The organism is Streptococcus sp. 477 (genome assembly GCF_013277295.1).
In the GTDB taxonomy this organism is placed as follows: Bacteria; Bacillota; Bacilli; order Lactobacillales; family Streptococcaceae; genus Streptococcus; species Streptococcus pseudopneumoniae.
Genome location: NZ_VMMQ01000004.1, coordinates 1 through 8,313, shown reverse-complemented (window position 1 = coordinate 8,313; position 8,313 = coordinate 1). Strand labels below are relative to the sequence as shown.

Genomic DNA, 8,313 nt, shown 5'->3' with positions numbered 1-8,313 from the left:
TTTGAAAACAATTGAGTATGAGTATAAATACAAACTATTATCCACTCGAACAATTAAGAGATTTAAAATTAAAAGTGTTGATTGATATTTTTGAAACCGAATTTGATTATAAATTCGAAATCAAAAAAATGGAAGAATCTTTAGCGATTGTTCATAATTTGTCCCCATTTGATGAGTTTGAAAAATTATCAATAAATAATACGGACGAATATATGAAAAAAAACATTTTTTTATCAAAAATATGATATAATGGTTTTATATTACGAATAAGGAAGTAGGGAAGAAAATATGCAGGGTGGCACACGCAAGGGAGCGGGAAGAAAACCAGTTTCTGATAAAAAACAGATGAAAAATATTTATCTAATTCAGAGTGAGATTGATGTAATTGATTCACTTGAGCTTGATAACTGTAAGAATTTTAGTCAAAAATGCTCCGAGCTAATTAAAATAGGAATAGACACACAAATGAACACTAAAAAGAAAACTACTTCAAATGATTCAATAAAGTTTATCGACTTATTCGCAGGTATTGGTGGAATCCGTAAAGGATTTGAGGATAAGAACACAGAATGTGTTTTTAGTTCCGAATGGGATAGGTATGCTTCTAAAACTTATGAAGAGAATTATGGCGAAAAACCATATGGGGATATTACTCAAATCAATGAGAAAGATATTCCAGACCATGACATTCTTTTAGCAGGTTTTCCATGTCAGCCATTTAGCCATATTGGTAAGCGTGAAGGTTTTACTCATGAAACCCAAGGAACTTTGTTCTTTGATGTACTTCGTATCTTAAAAGAGAAAAAACCAAAAGCTTTCTTACTTGAGAATGTAAAAGGGCTTGTAACTCACGACAAAGGGAATACTTTAAAAGTCATTATGAGAGCGTTAAAAGAAGAATTAGGCTACTCAATTTTCTATGAAATTCTTGATGCTCAACGTTTTGGTTTACCACAAAGAAGGGAACGTATTATCATTGTAGGTTTCCATCCAGATATAAAAGTAGATAACTTTGAATTTCCTAAAGGAAGCGATAAAAAAGTCCCAGTAGGTTCTATTTTAGAAGATAATCCAACTGGGTACAAAATTTCAAAACATCTGCAAGATACATATCTTTTTAAAAAAGATGATGGCAGACCTCAAATTATTGATAAAACTAGCGAAATTCAGGTAAATACACTTGTTGCAAGCTATCACAAAATTCAGCGTTTGACAGGAACGTTTGTAAAAGGTGGAGAAACTGGGTTGAGACTTTATAGTGAACTAGAATGTAAGCGACTAATGGGATTTCCAGATGATTTCAAAGTACCAGTTTCAAGAACTCAAATGTATAGACAATTTGGTAACTCAGTAGCTGTACCAGTAATTAAAGCTGTCGCTGATAAAATGAAAGTATACCTTTAATCAAAAAATAGCATATCATATTTGAACTGCTACTTTTTATTATTCGTAAAACCTTTGATTTGTACTTTTTGACCTCGTTTTTTACTAGGGTATGTCCATTTAAACGGAGTTCCAAACTGTCCTTTAGATGAATATTTCTTAATATATTCATCAACATACAAATCCCTTAAAATAACCTCAAATTTTTTAGTATACAGCATTATATCAGCAACTTGAATAGAATTGTTAACTAATGGACTATTGACCCCAAACATAAAGAAGTTAACTAATTCTTTATTGTATTTATGAATTTCATCAACTAATGTGTTATAGGCAACTTCATTATTTTCTTTCAAACCTTTAGCACTACCATATGCTTGAAATTCTTTGAGTGAATTAGCCAATGACGAAGAAGAATCGAGATTAAGGGCAAGAATAATATCATCTACAGCTCCCTCATGGACTGTTACGGTATCCGCAGAAGTATTTTTTACACTAATATTTTTAGTTATTTCTTTTTGTTCAGTAGTAATCGTAAAAGATACATCTGTTTTTGGATAACCACGATTACTTAATTTAGGTATTGAATTAGTTGCCACAATATCTAAAACAGTATCTTGTTCACTAACACCAGAAACTTTTAAGATTTGACTAAACCAATTATAAGTGGAAGATTTAATTGTTTGGCTATGTTTTGCGTGATTATTCCATAGAAGGATATTGTTTTTGTCAGTCAGTAAGTCAACTATACTATCCTCAGCATTGTTTCCCAAAATATTAGCACTAATCCCTTGAGATAGATTTTCGGAAGCATGATTTAGTACAAAGTCTTTTAATTCAGAAAAAGTTAGTACATCATCTAAGAAAGATACATAAGTTTCGCTATGTATCTTATTTGAATAGTCGTTTTTATTTTTTATTTCTTTTTCGGTAATAGAATCTGGTACAACAACAAAGATTCTTGTGACATTCTTATCAACTAACTTGATGTTTTGAGCAAAAAATTCATTCCCATAGATTCTATCAGTTCGAATCGAGCTAGTCGGTTTAACTAACCAAGTTTCATTATCAAAGTCATTGAAAGTAATTGCATAATCCATTTTAAATTGTTTTTCACAATTTTCATATCCAACTGAATAACCTTTTTTTACAGATACATTCAATTTGGGAATCTTTTGGATTTTTTGAAGCAATTCAGACAAAGTTAAATTTGAAGCAGAACCAGATAAAGATTTTTGCTGATTATCAACGTTAAAACTCATAATATTTTTACTCCATATTAGAAAAAAGAAGCTCATTTTAGAGCTTCTTTGGAAACGCTTTGGAGACAATCCAAATATATTTATCTCATTTTAATACTTCATACAGTTGTTAAAATGATGTTAAATCAAGGATTCTTAGCCTAAGTTACTCTTATATTTTATTCCCACTCAACGGTTGCAGGTGGTTTACTTGTAATATCGTAGACGATACGGTTAACATGATCCACTTCATTTACGATACGTACTGAGATTTTTTGAAGGACATCCCAAGGAATTTTGGCAAAGTCAGCAGTCATACCATCGATAGAGGTAATAGCACGGATTGCAATCGTGTAGTCGTACGTACGACCGTCACCCATAACCCCAACTGAACGAACGCCTGTGTTAACAGTGAAGTATTGCCAGATATCGCGATCAAGACCAGCTTTGGCAATTTCTTCACGAAGGATAGCATCTGATTCACGAACGGTTTCAAGTTTCTCTTCAGTGATTTCACCCATGACACGGATAGCAAGTCCTGGTCCTGGGAATGGTTGGCGCCATACGATATGGTCTGGCATACCAAGCTCTGTACCAAGGGCACGAACTTCGTCTTTATAAAGAGTGTTGAGTGGTTCAATCAGTTCAAATTGCATGTCTTCTGGAAGACCACCCACGTTGTGGTGTGACTTGATAGTTTGGGCTGTATCTGTACCAGACTCAATTACGTCTGTATAAAGCGTACCTTGAGCAAGGAATTTCACATCTTTGAGCTTGCTTGCTTCGTCATCAAATACATAGACAAACTCGTTACCGATGATTTTACGTTTTTGTTCAGGGTCAGAAACACCAGCAAGTTTATCAAGGAAACGTTTAGCAGCGTCTGCTTTGACGATATTCAAACCAAACTTACCACCAAGCATGTCCATAACTTGGTCCGCTTCTCCTTTACGAAGAAGACCGTGATCCACGAAGATACAGATCAATTGATCGCCAATCGCTTTTTGGAGAAGAACTCCAACAACTGAAGAGTCAACCCCACCTGAAAGGCCAAGAAGGACACGTTTATCACCGACGGTTTCACGGATTTTTTGGATCTGCATATCGATGAAGTTATCCATTGACCAGTCGCCTTTAGCCTTACAGATGTTAAGGGCAAAGTTACGAAGGATATCATTTCCGTATACAGAATGACGAACTTCTGGGTGGAACTGGATACCGTAAATGTGTTTATCTGGGTTTTCGATGGCTGCGTATGGGCAGTCAGCTGATGTACCTGTACGAACAAAGGCAGCAGGAATCTCGGTAACTGCATCACCATGGCTCATCAATACAGTCTGTTCATCAGGTGTTGATTCAAAAAGAGATGATGGTGTGTGTGTTAGGGTTGATTGACCGTATTCACGATTTCCAGCATCACCTGCAGGAACAACTTTTCCTCCAAGTTTATGGGTCAATAACTGCATACCATAACAAATTCCCAAAATTGGAATTCCAAGTTCGAAGATTTCTGGGTCAATATCAAATGAACCATCTTCGTATACAGAGTTTGGACCACCTGATAGGATAATTCCTACAGGATTGATTTCACGAACTTCAGCAGCTGAAATTTTATGGCTTTTTAGTTCCGAAAAAACACCAATCTCACGGATACGGCGTGAAATCAGCTGGTTGTATTGGCTACCATAGTCCAATACGATGATTTTTTCTACATCTTGCAAATCAGTTGAAATGTTGCTCATCTTTTTCCTTTCTCAAAAGAAATATCTTTTCTCAATATTCTATCACAAATAAGGGCGAATTACCAACTAAACAAGGCGAAGTTTGACTTTTTCTAGTTTATTGGGGTACAATAGAGAAAAGATAGAAATGAAGTGAAAAATATGCTACCTGCTTATATGAAAATCCACGATCAGATTAAAAAGGATATTGACGAGCACCGTTGGGCTATTGGTGAGAGGCTTCCCAGTGAAAGAGATTTAGCAGAGCAGTTTTCGGTCAGCCGCATGACCCTCCGCCAAGCCGTATCTCTATTGGTTGAAGAAGGTGTTTTAGAGCGCAGAGTTGGAAGTGGCACCTTTGTGTCCAGTACTCGGGTACAAGAAAAGATGCGAGGGACAACCAGTTTTACTGAAATTGTTAAGTCCCAAGGTAAAGTACCCTCTAGCCAGCTCATTTCCTACAGAAAAACCATTCCCAATGAGCAGGAAGTTGCCAAGCTAGGAATTTCTCCTACCGAAAATATTATCCGAATGGAGCGGGTCCGCTATGCCGACAAAGTTCCTCTGGTTTATGAAGTTGCTTCTATTCCTGAAAAATTCATTAAGGACTTTAAAAAAGAAGAAATCACTAGTCATTTCTTCCAAACACTGCAAAAACATGGCTACCGTATTGGTAAATCACATCAGACCATCTATGCTCGCCTTGCTAAGGAAAAAATCGCCCACTATTTAGAAGTTGAAAAAGGACATGCTATTCTTGGTCTGACTCAGGTTTCCTACCTAGAAGATGGTACTGCTTTTGAATACGTAAAAAGTCAATATGTAGGCGAACGTTTTGAATTTTATCTTGAAAACAATTAATACTCTTCGAAAATCTCTTCAAACCGCGTCAACGTCGCCTTGCCGTACTCAAGTACAGTCTGCGGCTAGTTTCCTAGTTTGCTCTTTGATTTTTATTGAGTATAAAATACTACGCAAAAACTCTCTGTCACGGACGACAAAGAGTCTTTTTATTTTTCTAAGACTAAATCTTTCAAAGAAATCAGGGTTACAGCAAACAATATCATTGCCATACCAAGAAAATCAATGGGATAAAATTGTTCATTCATGATTAGGAAAGCAAAGAAAACAGCCGAAATTGGCTCAATTGAAGCCAACAAACTTGACTTGACCGGCCCAATCAGACTGGCTCCTTTTAGAAAGGCTGTATAGGCAAAGACAGTCCCGATAAGGATAATGCCCGCAAAAGCGAGGAGAAAATCAAGACTTGTTGGGATAGTAGTCTGTAGAACTCCTGTAAAAGGAAGGGCAACCAAACCTGCTATAACCATTCCCACACCAATGACCAAACTGCTCCCCCACTTCTTAATCAAGGCTATGGGTAAAATGATATAAAGTGCGTAAGTCAGAGCAGAAAAGAGACCCCAAAACAGGTCTGCAGGTGTCATGGATAACTGGTCCACCTGCCCATGAGTGGCGATCAGGAAGGTCCCTCCGATGGCTAATATGATAGAACCTATCTCTCCCAGTGTCGGTACCACCTTATCCTTGATACAGCTATAAATCAAAATTCCGACAGGACAAACATACTGAAGTACTGTCGCGGTACCTGCATTGGTCTCCTGAATAGCAGTTAGATAGGCGAATTGGTTGAGGAATAGACCAATTAGAGCAAAAATAAGAAGAGACAGCAAACTCTTCTTATCCGTTAAAAAGGCCAGCATTTTATCCTTTGCAGTGGCATAAGCCAAGAGCATGAGAATTCCACCAGCGATTAAAAGGCGCAAGTTGGTCAAGACCAGAGCTGAAATTCCGTGTGCCATCAGGTATTGGCCACTCGTTCCTGACAAGCCCCAAGCTATCCCTGCCACAACTGTTAATAGAGTCCCTTTTAAACTATTTGACATGTCTCTCCTTACTCTTCTTTGCGAATCAAGTTCATCACTTGATTGCGGTCTACAATCCATTGAGCCCTCTCATCCTTTTCATAGGTACGATTCGATAGGAAAATGGCCGCTTCTTGCTTCTGACGATTCCACATGATAAAGGTACCTGTATAGCCCGTATGGTCTAGCCAATCTCCTGCCAAATTCCATGCCAAAGAACGTTCCTTGTCATCCAAAGGTGAAAAATTTTGACTCAAATCTCTTGCAAAATCATCTGCTAAATAGTGTTCTAAAAAGATTTGTAAATCCTTTACAGTCGAAAACAAACCAGCACTACCTGCATGTCTGCCCAAGAGGCGAGCCTTGGGATCATGTACCAGACCTGCCTCGACACCTCTAACTGTTGGAACAGCAAGCTCAACAGGCCCAAACTGGGTTTCCGTCATTCCCCAAGGTTTCAAAACTTGCTCCTGTAAAATCACATCCAAGTCTTGATTAAAGATTCTTTCCAAAATAAAACCCAAAAGCAAAAAATGGACATCTGAATAAAGAAAGGCTGGCTGACTTCGTCTCTTGAGATGAAACATCGCTTTCTTTAATTCAGGGGCTGTTAAAAGATCACGATTGGGAATAAAAGGATCAAGATCTGTTGCGTGAGTCAAGAGCTGGCGAATAGTGATGTCTGGATAATCACTCTCAGCTAAAAAATCTGTTACCGGTCTGTCAATATCTAATTGACCTTTTTCCCACAAGAAGGTAAAAACGGTGCCAACGCCAACAACCTTGCTGACACTAGCTAGGTCATAAACTAGTCCTGCCTCAGTCTGCAAGCCATGCTCTGGGTGACTCTGGCCAATATAGAACTCCGTCCATTGATTGTCCTTAAAATACGCAAAAGAGGCTCCGGGATAAATCCCTGCCTCGATTTGTTCTTCTATTTTTTTAATAATCTGGGTCCACTTCATACTTCTTCAAACCACAATTCAACATTATTTCTATCTTTTCCAAGGAAGAATTTTTCAGACTTAGGAATAAAATATTCTGTAGACTCAAACTTCTGGCGAAGACTTGATATATCTAGTTCATTGACCAAGAACTTGAGCATAGATAAGTCCCAGGTAACCGTATTGTCCACAGTCAAATCCTTCCCCTGAGCTGGAATAAAATCAAGGGATGCCCCAATTTCAGATGGTTCCAAGAAACTTTCGATATCAGTCGAGAGATGTAATTCCATGAAAATTTCAAATTTACTTAAAGAGATTGATGCCAAATCTGTTTGAAATTCAGGCTTTTCTCCTACTTCTACTAGACTTGCTCTGTCATCTTCTGCATGAATCAAAATCAAATCATCTTCTGGTGAAAAAATTTCAAAAGCGTAGCCATTTTGACCTTTATATAATCGATGAATCGAATCTGTTTTAGATAAGAGTCCCTCGATTTCTAAGGGATTTTCCACCTTGATAATCAATCTAGCCAGTTTTTTTCGTCCCTCTACCTTACGAGTACGCATGCTTGGTGCTTCTTCTAAAACCAGCTTTTCAAGACCTGTTTGGTCCCCTAGTGATAGGAAGGCTGACTCCTCTAACAAGGCCTTCATTCCAAGGGTTTCAATATAAAATGTTTCATTTAATTTTCTATTATTAACTTTTAAAGTAGGAATAATCCGTACAATCTGATTTACATTCATAAATTCCTCCATCACTTTTTATTTTAAAGGATTTTAGAATTTTTTACAAGATATTATGCTCAAATTTAACTTTATTTAGCTATTTAGTAAAGATAGCCTTTCAAGGCTTTTGTCAAAACCTAATAACCAGCAACACTGAGGTGCAGTCCATCAGTTGTATATTCTGGCTCTATAATATTTGTAGTGGGTAAATCCCCTATAGATATTATGGAGCCTATTTTTGTGTAGAAAAAAAGTCCCATATGACCTATAATGAAAAGCGACAAAACAACTCATTAGAAAGAATCATATGGAACAATTACATTTTATCACAAAACTCCTTGACATTAAAGACCCTAATATCCAATTTATGGATATCATCAATAAGGATACACGAGACTTTGACAGTTGTGAAG

8 protein-coding genes are annotated in these 8,313 nt (G+C 37.1%); 3 read left to right on the top strand and 5 right to left on the bottom strand.

Going from position 1 to position 8,313, the window contains the following annotated elements; genetic code table 11:
- Window positions 1–17 precede the first annotated feature (17 nt).
- Window positions 18–245 carry a hypothetical protein gene (locus HT691_RS00280; RefSeq protein WP_101514779.1) on the top strand — a complete coding sequence of 76 codons (228 nt, stop codon included), beginning with the start codon at window positions 18–20 and terminating at the stop codon, window positions 243–245.
- A gap of 43 nt (window positions 246–288) precedes the next feature.
- Window positions 289–1,404, top strand: a complete 1,116-nt coding sequence (locus HT691_RS00275; RefSeq protein ID WP_172925217.1) for a DNA cytosine methyltransferase — start codon at window positions 289–291, stop codon at window positions 1,402–1,404.
- 29 nt (window positions 1,405–1,433) lie between these two features.
- On the opposite strand, the gene HT691_RS00270 is transcribed toward HT691_RS00275, so the two are convergent.
- Complete coding sequence (locus HT691_RS00270) at window positions 1,434–2,645, bottom strand: MspI family type II restriction endonuclease (protein WP_023941642.1); 1,212 nt, start codon at window positions 2,643–2,645, stop codon at window positions 1,434–1,436.
- Between the two features lie 158 nt (window positions 2,646–2,803).
- Window positions 2,804–4,366, bottom strand: coding sequence for a glutamine-hydrolyzing GMP synthase (guaA, locus tag HT691_RS00265; RefSeq protein WP_023936410.1), 1,563 nt, complete (start codon window positions 4,364–4,366; stop codon window positions 2,804–2,806).
- A 141-nt stretch (window positions 4,367–4,507) separates the two neighbouring features.
- Here guaA and HT691_RS00260 point away from each other — a divergent pair, with 141 nt between their 5' ends.
- The gene (locus HT691_RS00260; RefSeq protein ID WP_000936194.1) at window positions 4,508–5,206 is read left to right on the top strand and encodes a GntR family transcriptional regulator; all 699 of its coding nucleotides are present in this window, start codon (window positions 4,508–4,510) and stop codon (window positions 5,204–5,206) included.
- Window positions 5,207–5,355: 149 nt separating this feature from the next.
- Here the strand turns inward: HT691_RS00260 and HT691_RS00255 are convergent, their stop codons facing one another.
- Genes HT691_RS00255 through HT691_RS00245 form a run of 3 tightly spaced genes read right to left on the bottom strand, consistent with a single transcriptional unit; the run spans window position 5,356 to window position 7,918 of the window.
- Window positions 5,356–6,252 (bottom strand): DMT family transporter, encoded by an 897-nt coding sequence (locus tag HT691_RS00255; RefSeq protein WP_138705059.1) that lies wholly within the window; start codon window positions 6,250–6,252, stop codon window positions 5,356–5,358.
- Between the two features lie 8 nt (window positions 6,253–6,260).
- Window positions 6,261–7,196 (bottom strand): serine hydrolase domain-containing protein, encoded by a 936-nt coding sequence (locus HT691_RS00250; RefSeq protein ID WP_138705058.1) that lies wholly within the window; start codon window positions 7,194–7,196, stop codon window positions 6,261–6,263.
- Window positions 7,193–7,918: a CppA family protein gene (locus tag HT691_RS00245; protein WP_172923315.1), complete on the bottom strand. Its 726-nt coding sequence runs from the start codon at window positions 7,916–7,918 to the stop codon at window positions 7,193–7,195. Before HT691_RS00245 ends, HT691_RS00250 begins: the two co-directional genes overlap by 4 nt.
- Between the last annotated feature and the right edge of the window lie 395 nt (window positions 7,919–8,313).